Raw genomic sequence first — 14,659 nt, 5'->3', positions numbered from 1 at the left:
ACCCGCCCACGCAGGAACCGCGGCCAGGGCTGTGCGGTCAACCACGCTGCCCGGCCTGCCGTCCGGCGCGCAGAGAACGACGGCGGGACCGCCGTCGGCAGTCAGCTGCCGGACGTCGGCCACTGTCGCGGTGTCAGGGAGGCCGACGGCCGGCTCGGCCAGCGCCGCGGCGCTGACCAGATGCAGCCTGCTGCGCAGGCGGCCCTGCTGGATCGACGCGGACGCCCCCATCCACAGGAACCCGCATACCAGCACCGTAATGAGCAGCATGCTTGTGTCCGGCCTGCCGCCGCGCAGCAGCGGAAGGGCTATGAACCACACCACCAGGGCGATGACAATGACGCGCCCGCCCCATCCGGCGGCAATGGTGCCCTTGGCGTGGCTCCCGGTGGCCTTCCAGACGGCGGATTCCACCAGCCGGCCGCCGTCGAGCGGCAGCCCGGGAAGGACGTTGAAGATGCCGATGACCAGGTTCGCCCACAGGAAGATGTTGGTCAGGATGTCCGCAACGCCTGTGGGGTTCACGGCAGAAACCACCAGCCACGTCAGTCCGGCGAGAATGAAGTTCGAGGCAGGACCGGCAAGCGCAACGAGGACAGAGCGCCCGGGAGTGGCGGTGAAGCTCTCGAACTGTGTGTGGCCGCCCCAAAGGTTAAGGACGATCTTCTCGCTGGGCCAGCCGTACATCTTTGCGGTCAGGGCGTGGGCCAGTTCGTGGACCAGGACGGAGACCAGCAGCAGCAGGGCATAGGCGAACGCCACAAGATATGCCGCTGCGCCGAGGGACGGGTTGTTGAACTGCAGCACGGGACCGTAGGCGGCCACCGTGAAGGCGGCAATGATGAACCAGGAATACGCGAGGATGACGGGGACGCCGGCAATCCTGCCCAAAGGTATTCCTTCGCGGCGGTTGCGGCCGCCCGAGGGCTGCTGGCCGGTCGAAGCGGGGTCAGACACCTGCGGGGCCCCTTTAATTGGATCTGTCCAGCGTCGCAGCGGCCGCGGCGAGCCCTTGGCGGGCGGCTACGAGTTCTTCCAGGTCAGCGACCCCCCGGCCTTCCAGCGCATCCCATATGGCCCGGCGCGGATCTTCCGGCAGCGGCATAAGGTGGGGAATGGCGACGGTGACCGCTCCGGAGGCTATGGCAGCGGCGACTCCCGGTGCGGAATCCTCGAGCGCCACGCACTGGTCGGCCGTGAGCTCCGGGTCTTCCCGCCGGAGCAGGTCCATCGCCTTAAGGTAGGCCTCCGGGTCCGGCTTTCCCTTGGCGACGGTGTCACCGGTGATAAGGAACTCGAAGTAGGGCCGGGGAAGGCTCGCGACAATCTCCCGGGCGAGGGGTGTTTCTGACATCGTCACAAGGGCACAACGCACACCGGCGCTGAAAAGTTCGTCCAGCAGTTCACGCGCCCCCGGACGCCACGGGACATTCTGCCGGACCCTGCTGATGACCTGGGCCGTGAGGGTGTCGATGATTTCCCGGGTGTCGAGCTTCACGCCCGCCCCCTGGAGAATGCCCGCGGAATAGACCAGGGACTGCCCGACCAGCTGCATCGCCTGTTCATGGGACCACGTGCCGCCGTGCGCGCGCACGAGCTCGTGCTCGGCCTCAATCCAGTACGGTTCAGTGTCGACTATGGTGCCGTCCATATCCCATAAAACGGCTTTGAGAAGGGGCTGGGCGGCAGAAGATTGCATGGTGTCCAGTCTACTGGTCCCGTCCCGCCCGGCCCTTCCGGGGCTGCCGCGTACGCCATGGGCGAATATCCGGCCGTGCGGCGGCAGCGGCGTCATAAGAATGCCGGAGTGGATGTGCGGCGGTTCAATCACTGCATGGGGAACGGACTTGGACGTAGGGTGAAGGGATGAATAGCTTCGACGGAGATACCACCGAACCGGCTGCCACTCCCGCAGCCGAGCCGGAGCAGCTGCTGCAGCCAGTTCCGGAGGGACAGCGCATTACCGTGATGCTCGCCGCCTTCGAAGGCTGGAATGATGCCGGGGAAGCAGCCAGTGACGCACTGCGGTATCTGAACAAGCTCTGGGGCGGCAAGAAGGTCGCGTCCATTGATGCCGACGAATACTACGACTTCCAGTTCACGCGGCCCACCGTGAGGCGCACGGCTTCGGGCGAACGCAAGATCAAATGGCCGTCCACGCGCATCTACAAGGCCAGCGCCCCCGGCACCAACGTCGATGTGATCTTTGTCCAGGGAACCGAGCCGTCATACAAGTGGCGTGCCTACACGGCCGAGCTCCTGGTCCACGCCGAGGCGCTCCATGTCGATTACGTGATTCTGGTGGGGGCCCTGCTGGCGGACGTGCCGCACAGCCGCCCTATCCCCGTGAGCACCTCGACGGACGACGGCGCCCTGCGTGAACGGCTGAACCTGGAGGCCTCGCAGTACGAAGGGCCGGTGGGCATCGTCGGCGTCCTCGCCGAGGTTGCCATGCTGGCAGGCATTCCCGCGGTGTCCCTCTGGGCCGCTGTTCCGCACTACGTCGCCCAGGCGCCGTCCCCGAAGGCGCAGCTGGCACTGTTGCACCGCATCGAGGAGCTGCTGCAGGTTCCGCTGGACACGCACGAGCTGGCCGAAGAATCCGACGCCTGGGAACGCGGCGTCAACGAACTGGCAACCGAAGACCCGGAAATAGCGGCCTACGTCCGGCAGCTTGAAGAGGCGAAGGACACTGCGGACCTTCCCGAGGCCAGCGGTGAGTCCATCGCCAGGGAGTTCGAGCGGTACCTGAAGCGGCGGGGCAAGGACAAGCAGTAGGGCGTCCTACAGACTGCGATGCCTACAGTTTGACGCCGAGCAGCGCGTCGACGGCGTCGCTCACCAGCGCGCGGTCGGCTCCGGAGTTTTCGCTGCGGCCCGCCAGTGCCCGGTCCGCCCAGCGGTCGACGGCGGCCAGCGCCGCGGGGGCGTCAAGGTCGTTGGCCATGGCCGCACGCATGTCCTCGATGAGCGGTCCCGCCGAGTTTTCCGGCGCCACGGCCACCGCCGCGCGCCAAGTGTCGAGCCGCTTTTTGGCTTCCGAGAACCCCTCGTCAGTCCAGGACCAGTCCGAGCGGTAGTGGTGGGCAAGGATGGCCAGCCGGATGGCAGCCGGGTCCTCTCCCGCAGCCCGCAGCTTGGATACCAGGACCAGGTTGCCCTTGGACTTGCTCATCTTCTCGCCGTCCAGCCCCACCATTCCGGCATGCGCAAAATGCCTGGCGAGCGGAACGCCGGAGAGCGAGTAGGCATGGCCCGCACCCATTTCGTGGTGCGGGAACACCAGGTCCGAGCCGCCGCCCTGCACCGTGAACGGTGCAGGCAGGTATTCCTGGGCGATCACCGTGCATTCGATGTGCCAGCCGGGGCGCCCCTCCCCCAGCTCGCCGCCGGCCCAGCTGGGCTCCCCGTCGCGTGCAACGCGCCACAGCAGCGGATCCAGCGCCTGGCGTTTGCCGGCGCGGCCGGGGTCACCGCCCCGCTCGGCGAAGAGTTCCAGCATTTCAGCCTCTGGCAGGCCGGACACGGCGCCCAGGGTCCAGGCGCCGAGGTCGACGGCGTGCTTGCCGGCGGCTTCGACGTCGTAGTAGACGTCACCGTCAGGTTCGCCGGGCGTACCGTTGACGCGGTAGGCGAGACCCTGGTGAAGCAGCCGTTCGATCGCGGGGACGATGAGCTCCATGGACTCGACGGCGCCCACGTAGTGGTCGGGAGCCAGCACGTTCAGGGCTTCCATGTCTGTCCGGAAGAGTTCAATCTGGCTTGCGGCCAGATCACGCCAGTCGACCCCGGTGGCCGTTGCGCGTTCCAGCAGCGGATCATCCACGTCCGTGACGTTCTGGACGTAGGAGACCTGCTGGTCTCCGTCACGCCACGCGCGGTTCAGCAGGTCAAAAGCGACGTAACTGGCGGCATGGCCCATGTGGGTGGCGTCGTACGGGGTGATTCCGCAGACGTACATTGATTGCTCACCGTCCGCCTGGAGGGTAATGACCTTGCCGGCTGTTGTATCAAACAGACGCACGGCAGGCATTGTGCCCGGGAGTTCAGGAACGGGGCGGGATATCCAGGACTTCACAGCCCAAGCCTAGTGCTAGGCACTGATGACATTGAAACCGAGCAGCAGGTAGAGCGCCAGGCCAAGCAATATGCGGTACCAGACGAACAGCCGGTAACTGCGGGTGGAGACGAACTTCAGGAACCACCCAATGATGACGTATCCCACAACAAACGCGATGGCCGTGGCGAGAGCGGTCTCGGGGAGGCCGTACGGTCCGCTGACCCCCTCCTTGGACACCACTTTGTACAGCTGGAAGAGGCCGCTGCCGAACACGGCGGGGATGGCCAGCAGGAATGAATAGCGTGCTGCTGCTTCACGGGTGTATCCCATGAGGAGGCCTGCCGTGATGGTGCCGCCGGAGCGGGACACCCCCGGGATGAGCGCCATGGCCTGGGCAAATCCGTAGAGGATGCCGTGCTTGTAGGTGAGCCGGCTCAGGTCGCGGTCCTGCTTGCCAACGGCGTCCGCCACGGCCAGGATGAGGCCAAAGACGATGAGCATGGTGGCAACGAGCCACAGGCTGCGCAGGACCGACTCGATCTGGTCCTGGAACAGCAGCCCCAAAACAACGATGGGCAGGCTGCCCAGGATCACCAGCCAGCCCATCCGGACATCCGGATCCTGGCGCGAGACCCGGCCGGCCAGCGACCGGAACCAGGCCTTGGCGATCCGCACGATGTCCCGCCAGAAGTAGACGATGACCGCAGTTTCCGTGCCGAGCTGCGTGATGGCAGTGAATGCGGCGCCGGGGTCCGCGGCGTTTGGCAGGAAGGAACCCACAATCCGGAGGTGGGCGCTCGATGAAATCGGGAGAAATTCGGTCAGCCCCTGCACAAGACCCAGCAGGGCCGCTTCAAACCAGTTCACGCTAAGACCCTACGTCATGGCATGGGTGGTTTCCCCGTAAGCTTGCTGCTATGCAGCAGCGTTACGTCGGCAACAGCGGGCTTCGTGCCTCGGCCCTCTCCCTCGGCACCATGTCATGGGCCCGTGAAACTGATGATCAGGATGCCTCCGAGCTGCTCCGGATGTTCGTCGACGGCGGCGGCACGCTCGTGGACACCGCAGCCTCCTACGCGGACGGCCTCGCCGAAGCCATGCTGGGGGAAATGCTGGGCGACGTCGTCTCCCGCACGGAAGTGGTCATCTCCACGAAAGCCGGCGTGTCGGCGTCGGACGGGCGGCAGAAGGTGGACGCCTCGCGGAATGCGATGCTGTCCGCCCTGGACGCGAGCCTGGTCCGCCTGGGGACCGACTATGTGGACATCTGGTTCGCGCAGGCATGGGACCACAACGTTCCCTTGGACGAGACGCTGTCCGCCCTCGACCTCGCAGTCCGCAGCGGGCGGGCCCGTTACGCGGGAGTGGCCAACTACAACAGCTGGCAGACCGCCAAGGCAGCGGCTATCGCCGGATTCCCGCTCGTGGCAGGCCAGTCGGAATATTCGCTGCTGCGGCGCAAGCCCGAGGAAGAACTGATCCCTGCCGTCGAGGACGCTGGAATGGGGCTGATGGCGTGGGCCCCCTTGGGCAGGGGTGTGCTGACCGGTAAGTACCGGGGGCATGTTCCCGCCGATTCGCGAGCCGCCGGAAGCCGCCTGGCCACATACGTGGAGCCGTATCTGGAACAGTCTGCCGCGCAGGTGGTCGAGGCGGTTGCCATGGCGGCACGCGGACTGGGCCGGTCACCGCTCGATGTTGCCTTGAGCTGGCTGCTTGCCCAGCACGGGGTGGCCACAGCGATCGTGGGGCCAAGGACGCCCGTGCAGCTCAAGGAGATCCTGCATTCGCAGCTGACGCCGCTGCCGGCAGAGATTGCCCGGGCACTCGAGGACGTCTCAAGCACCTTGGTCTAAGCCAGTTTCAGCCTCTGGGTGCACCGGTGCGGCTCACTCGTCGACGATCTCCAGATCCTCGTCGTCGTCCACTTCGCGGTCTTCGTCTTCGTCGCCCTCTTCGTCGTCGAAAACCTGGAGTGGCGTGACTTCGTTGTAGGCCTCGTACAGCGCGTCTTCGTAGACTTCGAAAGCATCGGCAACGGCGAAGAATGCCGCTTCCACCGCGGGGTCGCCATCCCCCCTTCGTGTCGAGGCTGCAACCAGATGTTCTTCCAAGGCGGAGGTCAGGGACTGAAGCGCGACACGCGGATCGATGCTCATGACTTCACGTTAGCGGGAAAAGGACGAAAATGGAGAGCAATGAAGGAACATTTTCTGTCCGGCTCGGTCCTGCGGGAACGGGACTACGTGAAGCAGTACGAGTACCTCGTGCTGACGGTAGGCCCTGATGATTCGCTGCCCGAAGCCCGCCGCCGCCTCGTGGAACACTCCGAGTACGGCAAGTGGGAACTGGAGCGCAGCCGGCTCTATTTTGGCGGAAGTCGCCGCTTCTGGCTGCGTCGGCGTGTCACGCAGGTCCAGCGGACCGTTTAGCAGCGGTTACGTCTCGAGAGGACCCAGCCAGGCATTGGCCACCGTGTTGTGGGCCGACTCGTCGTCGGAAGGGTGGAACATGCCCGCGAGGACATCGCGGTAGAGCCTCGCAAGTTCCGTGCCCCGGAAGTAGCTCGAACCGCCGGAGACCCGGATGGCCAGATCCACGACGGTCCGGGCCGTTTCCGTGGCGTGCACCTTGAGCCCCACGAGTTTGGGGAACCACTGGCTGCCGTGGTCGGCCAGGTCGTCCACGTCCCTCCCCACCTGCGCCAGGTGGGGATAGAGGGCGTCCATGGCCATCGCCGCTTCTGCGACCTTCCAGCGGATATCGGGGTCCTGTGCGTAGCTCCGGCCGCCGTTTTTGAAGGATGTCCGGCGCATGGCCGCCTCGACGCCGAGGGTGAGTGCCCGCTCGCCGATGCCTGCGTAGACGGCGGCCAGGAGTGTTTCGAAGCAGGCGAAGATCGCGAAGATCAGCGGATCAGCGTTTGGCCCCACCGGCAGCTTGCGGAATATCCGGCCTGAGGGCACGGTGACACCGCGCAGCACGGTGGTGTTGGACTGGGTGGCGCGCATCCCGAGGGTGTTCCAGTCGTCGAGGACTTCATACCCGGAAGCCGCCCGTTCGACGAATCCGTGCACCAGTTCGCCGTCGCCGTCACGGGCCGCGCTGTCCTTGCCGAAGATCCCCAGGCGGGTCCAGACGGGGGAAAGGCTGGTGAAGATCTTGGTGCCCGTGAACTCGTAGCCGCCGCCGGGCAGGGGTTTGGCGTCCGTGAGAGAGTCGAAGAGGACTGAGTCGTTTCCGGCTTCGGAGTTCCCAAACGCGAAAATCTCCCCTTCGGCTGCCTCCGCCAGCACAAATTCGAGCGAGGTGTCGCCGCGGGCCGCCAGGACGCGGGCCACTCCGGTCCAGACCAGATGCATGTTCACTGCCAGCGCGGTGGCGGGGGCCGCTGTCGCCAACCGCCGCTGGCAGCCGGCGACGCCTTCGAGACCGAGCCCGTGACCGCCGTCGGACACCGGGACGAAGGCTTTCAGGTACCCCGCTGCGGCGAGTTCCTCAAGGTCTTCGAAGAAGAACTCGTTCCTTTCGTCGTAGCCGGCCGCCCTGCCCCGTATGCGTTCCAGCAGGGCGTCGGGAAGCAGCTGTTCCGGGTCCATGGCTGTCCTCAGTAGGTGGTCAGCAGCCTGTTGAGCACCCGGGCGCCGAACTTGAGCGAGTCCACCGGGACGCGTTCGTCCACGCCGTGGAACATGCCCGTGAAGTCCAGCTCATCCGGGAGCAGCAGCGGGGCAAACCCGTAGCCGGTGATGCCGAGCCTGCTCAGGGACTTGTTGTCGGTGCCTCCGGACAGGGTGTACGGCAGGACCTTGGCGCCCGGGTCTTCAGAATGCAGCGCGTCGATCATCGAGTCCACAAGGTTGCCGGAGAAGGGCACCTCCAGTGAGACGTCGTTGTGGACATAGCTGACCTCGACGCCGCTTCCGGCGAGTTCCCGGACGATCTCCAGAACCTGTTCCTCCTGGCCGGGAAGGGTGCGGCAGTCGACCAGAGCCTCGGCGGATTCGGGAATGACATTGTGCTTGTAGCCACCCCTGAGCTGCGTTGGGTTGGTGGTGTTCTGCAAGGTTGCCCCGACGAATCGCGCAACGGTTCCCAGTTCTTTGAGGAGCTTGTCAGGATCGTCGGGATCGAATTCCACGCCGGTGAGTTCCGTCACGCCGTCAAGGAACTGCCGCGTGGTGGGGGTCAGTTCCACCGGCCACCGGTATTCGCCGATGCGGGACACCGCGCTGGCCAGCCGTGTCACGGCGTTGTCGGTGTTGATTTGGGACCCGTGGCCGGCCCGGCCGTGCGCGACGAGTCGCAGCCACGAGAGGCCCTTTTCCGCGGTCTGCAGCAGGTAGGTGCGCTGACCGCCGATGGTGGCGGAGAAACCGCCCACCTCTGAGATGGCCTCCGTAGCCCCTTCGAAGAGCTCGGGGCGTTTGTCGACGGCGTAGCGGGCACCGTATGTGCCGCCGGCCTCCTCGTCGGCGAAGAACGCGAAGATCAGGTCGCGCTTGGGCTTGCGGCCCGTGCGGGCGAAGTCGCGCATGACGGACAGGATCATGGCGTCCATGTCCTTCATGTCCACGGCTCCGCGGCCCCAGATCAGCCCGTCCGTCACTTCGCCGCCGAACGGATCCACGGACCACTGATCCCGCAGGGCCGGCACGACGTCGAGATGCCCGTGCACCACGAGCGCGCTGGCGGACGGGTCCTCCCCTGCCAGGCGGGTGACCACATTGGCGCGTCCGGGCTCGGATTCGAAGATCTCAACGTCCAGGCCCACATCCGAGATCAGTCCGGCCGTGTATTCGGCCGCCGCCCGTTCACCGGGCCCGGAACCGTCTCCGTAGTTGGATGTGTCGATGCGGATGAGTTCCTGGCATATGTTGGCGACTTCATCCTCGGGCCGGATGTGAGACATTGATCACTCCTAATGCGTAGCGAATGCGGATTCAGCGCGTAATGGCGGGCTTTACGCCGCCGGAACACGTAGGTTCAGCCTACCCACTCGGCTCGATTCCATCTTTCCGCAAAGTTCGTGTTAGAGTTTTTCTCGCTGCTTCGGAGAGAAGCGAACTGCTGAAAGGCGGTTCGGAACCTCCGAAATACCACCTGCGCGGGTGGCGGAATGGCAGACGCGCTAGCTTGAGGTGCTAGTCCTCGAAAGGGGGTGGGGGTTCAAGTCCCCCTCCGCGCACAAAGGGAAAGCCCCTGGAATCCAAGGATTCCAGGGGCTTTTTCATGTGTCCCAGTGACCGGGGCGAGGCACGGCGGTGACGGCGGTTCCTGGGATATATGACAAACGTGAGTGAATCCCGGGGGCGTCATGTTCTGCGCTGCATGTGTGCGGCGTCCGGGCTGCCGCTCACCGGCGCGCCTGCCGGCTCACCGTATCCAGCGCGTTCCTGATCTCCAGTTCGCGGGATTCAAGCCGGAGGTCGGCGAGGTTCTCAAGACCGAACGCGAGCCAGCCTGTGGCGTAGTCTCTGCGCTTCGTAGTGAGACGACGCTTGCGCGCCAGCCGCACGGCTCGCTTCACTCGCCGGCGTGGTGGGCGGCGCCAGCCGCTAAATGCGAACTCCAGCAGCGATCCGACTGCGTCGAGAATAAAGTCCAGAATCATGAACGGGTCCTCACTATCTCCGCGGCCTTGGTGTGCGGGTAGGTGTGATGCTACCGGTCGTTTGAGCAGGGCGAAGCAGGTGACCAGTCCCCTCCGGCCCGCTGGCAGGGCGTCGGCAGGAGCGGCATTCCGGACAGAAAAGAGTGGCGGCACAAAGAACATCATGGCGACGGCGGAATCAGGCCGCGAGGATCAGGCCAACTCCGATTCCGACCGCCACGAACATTAGCGGGTGCCGGAGCTCCGCGCGGGCTGGAAGTAATCGGTCAGGAATCCAGCCAGGACACTGGCCAGGATCAGCACGAGCCCGGGCAGGAGCGTGATCGGGCCCACGTACTCACGAACGTCAATTCTGAAAAACATCAGTAGGGCCGTGAGGAGAATATAGGCGATCGCCACTAATAGCCCGATCATCACGATGGTGCCTCCCCGTGTCCTCCGCTTCTTTTTGGGGAACTGCTTCGCGTACTCCTCGGCTGTGCCGAATTCGGCTTCAGCGGGACTCCCTGTGGCGGCCTCATGCGCCCGCACGTCGTCGAGCACCTCGGCGATCTCGGGTTCGGACAACCCGCGGGTTCGCAGGTTGAAGGTGAGATTTCGCTGAGCGCCCCGAGCACTGCCTGCGGGAGCGCAGCGCGGATCAGCTCCTGATCAAAGTCGATGTCATCCACGCGCAATCCGAGCGGAGCTCCTCCGCGCCCGCCGCCGCCCGGTCCGGGCCGAGCCAAGCACTGCTGTGCACTTACTTGCAGGACGCCAGAATATTGGCGATCGCAGCGTGCTCAGCCTGCGTAACCCACAGCTTGTACTTAGCTTTCACTGCTGTCTGGCGGGCCACATATTCGCAGCGGAACGCCCTGTTCGGCGGAAGCCAGGTGGCGGCGTCTTTATCCCCCTTGGCGCCGTTGGTGGGGCCGTCGGCCGCCATCAGGTTCAGCGGGTCGTTGGCCAGCTGCTTGCGCTGGTCGGCGCTGAGCCGCTGTGCGCCCTTCTGCCAGGCGTCGCTGAGAGCAATGACGTGGTCGATCTGAACCGCCGAGCTCGTCTTGTTGCCGCGGACGAAGTTAATCGTCTTGCCGGTATACCTATCGGCCAGGGTGCCGGTGGCCACGACGCAGTTCTGGGTGCCTGGCTTGAAGGTCTCGCCTTCCAGGTCCCTTGCCAGGATGTCGTTGCGTGTGTCGCAGCCGTTGTGGTCGACGTCGGCCCAGGCGGGGCCAAACTCTTCGCGGGTGTAGCCGGTCTTGGGTGCTCTGCCCTTCACCGGAATGGTCTCCAGCTGAGCGAGGGCAGCAGCAGCTTCGGCGGGATTTGACGACGGGATCGTGGTTCCGGCCTGTGCTGCAGCATCGCAGCCAGCGAGGGAAGCGGCCAGGAGAAGGCTGGTAAGGACGGTCAGGGATTTGGTGGCGGCGGAGCGGTTAATCTTCATGTTCCTTCGTGTGCACGGCGTTTCCGCTCACGCTACCCGCGTCAAACTACGGACCGATGGAGGCGCACTTATGGTGCCTAACACTTTCAGAAAGGCCGCTGCCCGGAACGACAGGGCTCAAGTATGGTGATCACTGTTGCTAACGCTGAGCGGCGGTCGCAGGGCTCCTGGGAGGCATCCTCTGCAGGCGTCAACCGGAGGCCACTAAAGCTAAGCGGTCAGTCCGAGTGCTTCATTCACGCCAGTTCAGGAAGCCCCTGCTGCCTTCGGCAGGCGCCAGCACTACGTCACGTCCGTACTTTTTTAGTGATTGTGCGCCAAAGAACGCGTCGGGCGTGATGCGGACCGCCTTCGTCACCTTGCCGTCCTTAAGGAAGATGAATAGCACAGGTGACGCCGTGTACCGCTTCTCCTTGCTGACGGGGTCGCCGAAGGCTGCCTCGATGTCCGAGGCCGGCGTACCCTCGGTGACGAATCCTGCCTGGTCCCAGTCGAAGTCGGTGGCATCGGCGAGCCGGAGCTCCGCGCCGTTTGTGGCGGCATCCAAAACGCGGCCGTCCAATGTCTCGTTTGCTTCGGGCATGGTGTCTCCTCCAATTGAACATCCTGCCAGGGCACAGGCAACGACAAGGCAAAGCATGGTCAGCAAGCGCAACCGGAGGGTCGGCCGCCGCAACGTGGTCATCATGAGGTGGTCCTGGACTCGTCGTTGAATTCCGGATCCTGCCCGTTGACCGGCGGAGCATCACCGGCATCCCCCGTCTTCTCCGCGGGAACCTCGTTGGAGGGATGCGGGAGCAAGTCCTGGCCCACCACCACGGTGTCTCCGTCCTTAACCGCCTTCTCGATCAGGTCGGCCAGTTCCTCGGCGCTCGCATCGGGATTGGCAACCGCGATGTTCCTGCCCACCTCGTTGTTGTACAGATCCATGGCCTCGCGGGGCCCGGGGTTTCCCGGCAGCTGTTCATGCGCGGTGGCATAATCCTCGGCCCACTCCGCACCGTACTCCTTCACCATGAGAGCGTTCCAGTAAGCGTGCCGGAAAGCATCGTTCTGGTCGTCATTCCGGTCGGCGCTTTCGAAACGGGCATCGGCCTGCTCGAAAGCGTCGTCATGGATGTCCTTGAAGGCATTCATCTCCAGCGGCCCCAAGCCATTAAGCAGTTCCGCCTCCTTCTCAGTGACAGTCCGTTGATCAACGATCAATCGCAGCGGGTCCCAGTCAGAGGGCCATTCGGTCGTTTCGGCGTCGCTCACCTGGTACTGCTTCAGAATTTCTTCCGGAGTTGGGCTGTCGGGCTGCCCCTGGCCGATGCCCCTGGCGCCGGCAGTCTGAATTCCAATTCCCGCGGCCATAGCAGCTGCCGCCCCACCGTTGGAGGCTGATGACTGCTCATCAGCATTCTGGAGCGCCTTCTTGGCGGCCTCTTCAATGTCCTCGGAAGTCTTTACCATCAGCGGACGGAGTCGTCCTTGCCACTCAGCCAGGAACTTCTTGGCGTCCTGGCCCTGCCAGTACTGGCTCTGGCCGATGAGCGAATCCAGCTCCCGGGCCTTACCCGACAGACGTGCCGACCCCGAGGCCAGGAGCTTCGAGAGCTCCTTGAGTTGTTGGATGTCAGCGCCATACAAAGCCATTCTTCCCCCTAGAGATGTTCCCAACCATCCTGCTGTAGAGCCGGGACCCGACGCAATGGGGACAAGGCCCCATGCGTCCCGGTGAATGGGGAACGCGGCGGACATCACTGCTGCGCAGGGCACGGTAACGCCGACTCAGAGACCGGCCGCCGCCTAAGCTGGACCAGTGAATCCCACCCCATCCCCCGGTCCCGTTGACGTCGTCGTCCACTCCGGGCCGGCAGACTGGTGGGTGATCCTTACGGGTCTGGGACCCCTGGCCGTTCTGGTCGCGGCCCTGCTGGCCTTCTACATCAACTGGCGGACCCTGAAGCAGCGGACCGCCGCGGATAAGACCGCATTGGAACAAAGGCGCGATGCGGACGCCAACGCCCTCGCACAGAAGACCGCTGCGGACAGCCGGGCGGAATGGTGGCGGCGGACTCAATGGGCCCTGGACCGCGCACTGGACGAGGACGAGGGCACCAAGGCCTTGGGACTGGCAACGCTGGAGGTGCTGGCCCACAGTGACCTGGCGCGCAAGGAGGAGCTCGAGCTGTTCGACATCGCATGGAAGTCGGTATCTCCTCCCGACGAAAACGACGACGACGGCGGCAACGGACAGCCTGAGGAGCAGACCCCCTCAGTTGCGTCCCAACGTGAGCGATTTGATGCCTACCCGTGGGTGGCGGCCCTGCAATTCGTAAACTCGACCAAGAATCAGGTCGGGCACTTCACGGATTGGCTCATCCGTAGGACGCAGCTGAAGGACCCGCAGGCGGGGCCAACCGCACCGGGCATCGTGGACTCCGATGACAACATCGGCGACAATAAAACGACGGACGAAGACAAAACGAAGGAGGGCGGGCAATGAGCGCGAGCACATCGGAGCACAAGAACGTCCATGCCCCCCGGCGCGTCCCGTCCGAGACCGCCAAGAAGACGGCCGCCGAGCACCGCGTACAAGTGGCTGCCGCAAGGCTGCGCGTAACCCTTGACGAGCGCCTCGGACGTGAGACCCCGGCCAAAACCAAGGCCCTGGCCCAGGAACCCATTTAGTTCCTCCTGCATCCTCCTGGGTCGGTTGGTGCACTTTCAGCTCCCAAGCAAGTGCCCATCGACAACCCGGCCGGCCGGGCTTAACCTTTCCTCGCTGGAACCCGACAAAGACGACGGAGAGGTCCCCCAAAATGGGAGCACAGGAAGATGCCGCGCTGATACGGCGCGGCTATGAAGCGTTCAGCGCGGCCGATATGGACACCCTCCGGACACTGTTCACGGAGGATGCCGTCTGGAATGTAGGGGGCAGCGGTGGGTTGTCCGGAGTCAAGCAAGGCCGAGACGCCATCCTGGCCTACTTCGGCGAACTGTTTGCGCGATCCAATGGGACGATCAAGGTGACCCTCGACGACGTCGTTGGAGGCGAGAACCATACGTTTGCGGTCCAGCGCAACCACGCGGAGCGCAACGGCACATCGTTGGATCAACGGGCCGCGCTGGTGTTCAAGCTATCGGATGGGAAAGTCGCGGAGGTGCACGAGTTCCTGGAGGACACTGCGAAGGCGGCGGACTTTTGGTCCTGAGCCTGGCCCGCGGCTGACCATGGGGGAAGACGGGGATTGGACCTGTCCTGCGCCGAGTGATTCAGGGGAACCCGGCTACGTCCGGCCGCCGCTGCCTACGACGACGTATTACTCCTCCGACGGAAGAGCCATCCCGTACGGGCAGCGATGGGGTGAGGACGGCCCAGCCCCCGATTCCTACAGCGTAGTCAGCCATCCTGAACGCTTCGAGGGCCTGCACGACGTCGCACGCGCCCTCATCGACCACCTCGCGGCAGCGTACGACGCCGGTGTCGACACCAGTCCCGCCGCTGCCGCCGACCTGCTGAGGCAGCCAGGCGGCGTGGTGCACTCGGTGCGCGTGACGCCCCGAG

19 protein-coding genes and 1 tRNA gene are annotated in these 14,659 nt (G+C 64.7%); 8 read left to right on the top strand and 12 right to left on the bottom strand.

The genetic code is table 11. The annotated features are described in order from the left end of the window. A partial coding sequence (locus AC3A3W_RS01490; RefSeq protein WP_487440124.1) for a site-2 protease family protein occupies nt 1–957 on the bottom strand: 957 nt, incomplete at its 3' end. 13 nt (nt 958–970) lie between these two features. After that, the gene (locus AC3A3W_RS01485) at nt 971–1,699 is read right to left on the bottom strand and encodes an HAD family hydrolase (RefSeq protein ID WP_487440123.1); all 729 of its coding nucleotides are present in this window, start codon (nt 1,697–1,699) and stop codon (nt 971–973) included. 167 nt (nt 1,700–1,866) lie between these two features. Here AC3A3W_RS01485 and AC3A3W_RS01480 point away from each other — a divergent pair, with 167 nt between their 5' ends. Further along, a complete protein-coding gene (locus AC3A3W_RS01480) occupies nt 1,867–2,778 on the top strand; it encodes a PAC2 family protein (RefSeq protein ID WP_487440122.1) in 912 nt (303 codons plus the stop codon). Nucleotides 2,779–2,800: 22 nt separating this feature from the next. Here the strand turns inward: AC3A3W_RS01480 and mshC are convergent, their stop codons facing one another. Next, nucleotides 2,801–4,078, bottom strand: a complete 1,278-nt coding sequence (gene mshC / locus AC3A3W_RS01475) for a cysteine--1-D-myo-inosityl 2-amino-2-deoxy-alpha-D-glucopyranoside ligase (RefSeq protein WP_487440121.1) — start codon at nt 4,076–4,078, stop codon at nt 2,801–2,803. A gap of 15 nt (nt 4,079–4,093) precedes the next feature. Further along, nucleotides 4,094–4,927: an undecaprenyl-diphosphate phosphatase gene (locus tag AC3A3W_RS01470; protein WP_487440120.1), complete on the bottom strand. Its 834-nt coding sequence runs from the start codon at nt 4,925–4,927 to the stop codon at nt 4,094–4,096. 50 nt (nt 4,928–4,977) lie between these two features. Between AC3A3W_RS01470 and AC3A3W_RS01465 the strand changes: the two genes are divergently transcribed. After that, nucleotides 4,978–5,916, top strand: a complete 939-nt coding sequence (locus AC3A3W_RS01465; protein WP_487440119.1) for an aldo/keto reductase — start codon at nt 4,978–4,980, stop codon at nt 5,914–5,916. A gap of 33 nt (nt 5,917–5,949) precedes the next feature. On the opposite strand, the gene AC3A3W_RS01460 is transcribed toward AC3A3W_RS01465, so the two are convergent. Further along, on the bottom strand, nt 5,950–6,219 hold the full coding sequence (locus AC3A3W_RS01460; RefSeq protein WP_400576331.1) for a hypothetical protein: 270 nt from the start codon (nt 6,217–6,219) through the stop codon (nt 5,950–5,952). Between the two features lie 39 nt (nt 6,220–6,258). Between AC3A3W_RS01460 and AC3A3W_RS01455 the strand changes: the two genes are divergently transcribed. Next, nucleotides 6,259–6,492, top strand: a complete 234-nt coding sequence (locus tag AC3A3W_RS01455; RefSeq protein WP_487440118.1) for a DUF5703 family protein — start codon at nt 6,259–6,261, stop codon at nt 6,490–6,492. Nucleotides 6,493–6,498: 6 nt separating this feature from the next. Here AC3A3W_RS01455 and AC3A3W_RS01450 read toward each other — a convergent pair whose 3' ends face one another. Then, the gene (locus AC3A3W_RS01450; protein ID WP_487440117.1) at nt 6,499–7,659 is read right to left on the bottom strand and encodes an acyl-CoA dehydrogenase family protein; all 1,161 of its coding nucleotides are present in this window, start codon (nt 7,657–7,659) and stop codon (nt 6,499–6,501) included. A gap of 8 nt (nt 7,660–7,667) precedes the next feature. Next, nucleotides 7,668–8,972: a M20/M25/M40 family metallo-hydrolase gene (locus AC3A3W_RS01445; RefSeq protein WP_487440116.1), complete on the bottom strand. Its 1,305-nt coding sequence runs from the start codon at nt 8,970–8,972 to the stop codon at nt 7,668–7,670. A 193-nt stretch (nt 8,973–9,165) separates the two neighbouring features. Between AC3A3W_RS01445 and AC3A3W_RS01440 the strand changes: the two genes are divergently transcribed. After that, a tRNA-Leu gene (locus AC3A3W_RS01440) sits at nt 9,166–9,248 on the top strand. 168 nt (nt 9,249–9,416) lie between these two features. On the opposite strand, the gene AC3A3W_RS01435 is transcribed toward AC3A3W_RS01440, so the two are convergent. From AC3A3W_RS01435 to AC3A3W_RS01415, 5 genes are all read right to left on the bottom strand, one after another. Beyond that, the gene (locus tag AC3A3W_RS01435; RefSeq protein WP_487440115.1) at nt 9,417–9,674 is read right to left on the bottom strand and encodes a hypothetical protein; all 258 of its coding nucleotides are present in this window, start codon (nt 9,672–9,674) and stop codon (nt 9,417–9,419) included. A 225-nt stretch (nt 9,675–9,899) separates the two neighbouring features. Then, nucleotides 9,900–10,241, bottom strand: a complete 342-nt coding sequence (locus AC3A3W_RS01430; protein WP_487440114.1) for a DUF1129 domain-containing protein — start codon at nt 10,239–10,241, stop codon at nt 9,900–9,902. A gap of 175 nt (nt 10,242–10,416) precedes the next feature. Further along, nucleotides 10,417–11,106 carry an HNH endonuclease family protein gene (locus AC3A3W_RS01425; protein ID WP_487440113.1) on the bottom strand — a complete coding sequence of 230 codons (690 nt, stop codon included), beginning with the start codon at nt 11,104–11,106 and terminating at the stop codon, nt 10,417–10,419. 232 nt (nt 11,107–11,338) lie between these two features. Continuing rightward, on the bottom strand, nt 11,339–11,689 hold the full coding sequence (locus AC3A3W_RS01420; RefSeq protein WP_487440112.1) for a hypothetical protein: 351 nt from the start codon (nt 11,687–11,689) through the stop codon (nt 11,339–11,341). A gap of 101 nt (nt 11,690–11,790) precedes the next feature. Next, complete coding sequence (locus AC3A3W_RS01415) at nt 11,791–12,744, bottom strand: DUF6973 domain-containing protein (RefSeq protein ID WP_487440111.1); 954 nt, start codon at nt 12,742–12,744, stop codon at nt 11,791–11,793. 166 nt (nt 12,745–12,910) lie between these two features. Here AC3A3W_RS01415 and AC3A3W_RS01410 point away from each other — a divergent pair, with 166 nt between their 5' ends. The 4 genes from AC3A3W_RS01410 to AC3A3W_RS01395 form a co-directional block, all read left to right on the top strand. After that, the gene (locus AC3A3W_RS01410) at nt 12,911–13,597 is read left to right on the top strand and encodes a hypothetical protein (RefSeq protein WP_487440110.1); all 687 of its coding nucleotides are present in this window, start codon (nt 12,911–12,913) and stop codon (nt 13,595–13,597) included. Continuing rightward, nucleotides 13,594–13,782 (top strand): hypothetical protein, encoded by a 189-nt coding sequence (locus tag AC3A3W_RS01405; protein ID WP_487440109.1) that lies wholly within the window; start codon nt 13,594–13,596, stop codon nt 13,780–13,782. Before AC3A3W_RS01410 ends, AC3A3W_RS01405 begins: the two co-directional genes overlap by 4 nt. 131 nt (nt 13,783–13,913) lie before the next feature. Beyond that, nucleotides 13,914–14,306, top strand: a complete 393-nt coding sequence (locus AC3A3W_RS01400) for a nuclear transport factor 2 family protein (RefSeq protein ID WP_487440108.1) — start codon at nt 13,914–13,916, stop codon at nt 14,304–14,306. Nucleotides 14,307–14,325: 19 nt separating this feature from the next. Next, the coding region (locus AC3A3W_RS01395) for a DUF6226 family protein (protein WP_487440107.1) at nt 14,326–14,659 on the top strand (334 nt) is incomplete at its 3' end.

The sequence above is a fragment of the Arthrobacter sp. Soil_N43 genome (assembly GCF_057655195.1).
The sequence above is the reverse complement of the archived record's forward strand: the minus strand, read 5'-3'. Positions and strand labels throughout refer to the sequence as shown.

Excerpts from the sequence above, each read along its gene's own strand:
- AC3A3W_RS01485 (WP_487440123.1), bottom strand. The coding sequence starts at position 1,699 with ATGCAATCTTCTGCCGCCCAGCCCCTTCTCAAAGCCGTTTTATGGGAT.
- AC3A3W_RS01480 (WP_487440122.1), top strand. The coding sequence starts at position 1,867 with ATGAATAGCTTCGACGGAGATACCACCGAACCGGCTGCCACTCCCGCA.
- AC3A3W_RS01465 (WP_487440119.1), top strand. The coding sequence starts at position 4,978 with ATGCAGCAGCGTTACGTCGGCAACAGCGGGCTTCGTGCCTCGGCCCTC.
- AC3A3W_RS01460 (WP_400576331.1), bottom strand. The coding sequence starts at position 6,219 with ATGAGCATCGATCCGCGTGTCGCGCTTCAGTCCCTGACCTCCGCCTTG.
- AC3A3W_RS01455 (WP_487440118.1), top strand. The coding sequence starts at position 6,259 with ATGAAGGAACATTTTCTGTCCGGCTCGGTCCTGCGGGAACGGGACTAC.
- AC3A3W_RS01450 (WP_487440117.1), bottom strand. The coding sequence starts at position 7,659 with ATGGACCCGGAACAGCTGCTTCCCGACGCCCTGCTGGAACGCATACGG.
- AC3A3W_RS01445 (WP_487440116.1), bottom strand. The coding sequence starts at position 8,972 with ATGTCTCACATCCGGCCCGAGGATGAAGTCGCCAACATATGCCAGGAA.
- AC3A3W_RS01435 (WP_487440115.1), bottom strand. The coding sequence starts at position 9,674 with ATGATTCTGGACTTTATTCTCGACGCAGTCGGATCGCTGCTGGAGTTC.
- AC3A3W_RS01425 (WP_487440113.1), bottom strand. The coding sequence starts at position 11,106 with ATGAAGATTAACCGCTCCGCCGCCACCAAATCCCTGACCGTCCTTACC.
- AC3A3W_RS01420 (WP_487440112.1), bottom strand. The coding sequence starts at position 11,689 with ATGCCCGAAGCAAACGAGACATTGGACGGCCGCGTTTTGGATGCCGCC.
- AC3A3W_RS01415 (WP_487440111.1), bottom strand. The coding sequence starts at position 12,744 with ATGGCTTTGTATGGCGCTGACATCCAACAACTCAAGGAGCTCTCGAAG.
- AC3A3W_RS01405 (WP_487440109.1), top strand. The coding sequence starts at position 13,594 with ATGAGCGCGAGCACATCGGAGCACAAGAACGTCCATGCCCCCCGGCGC.
- AC3A3W_RS01400 (WP_487440108.1), top strand. The coding sequence starts at position 13,914 with ATGGGAGCACAGGAAGATGCCGCGCTGATACGGCGCGGCTATGAAGCG.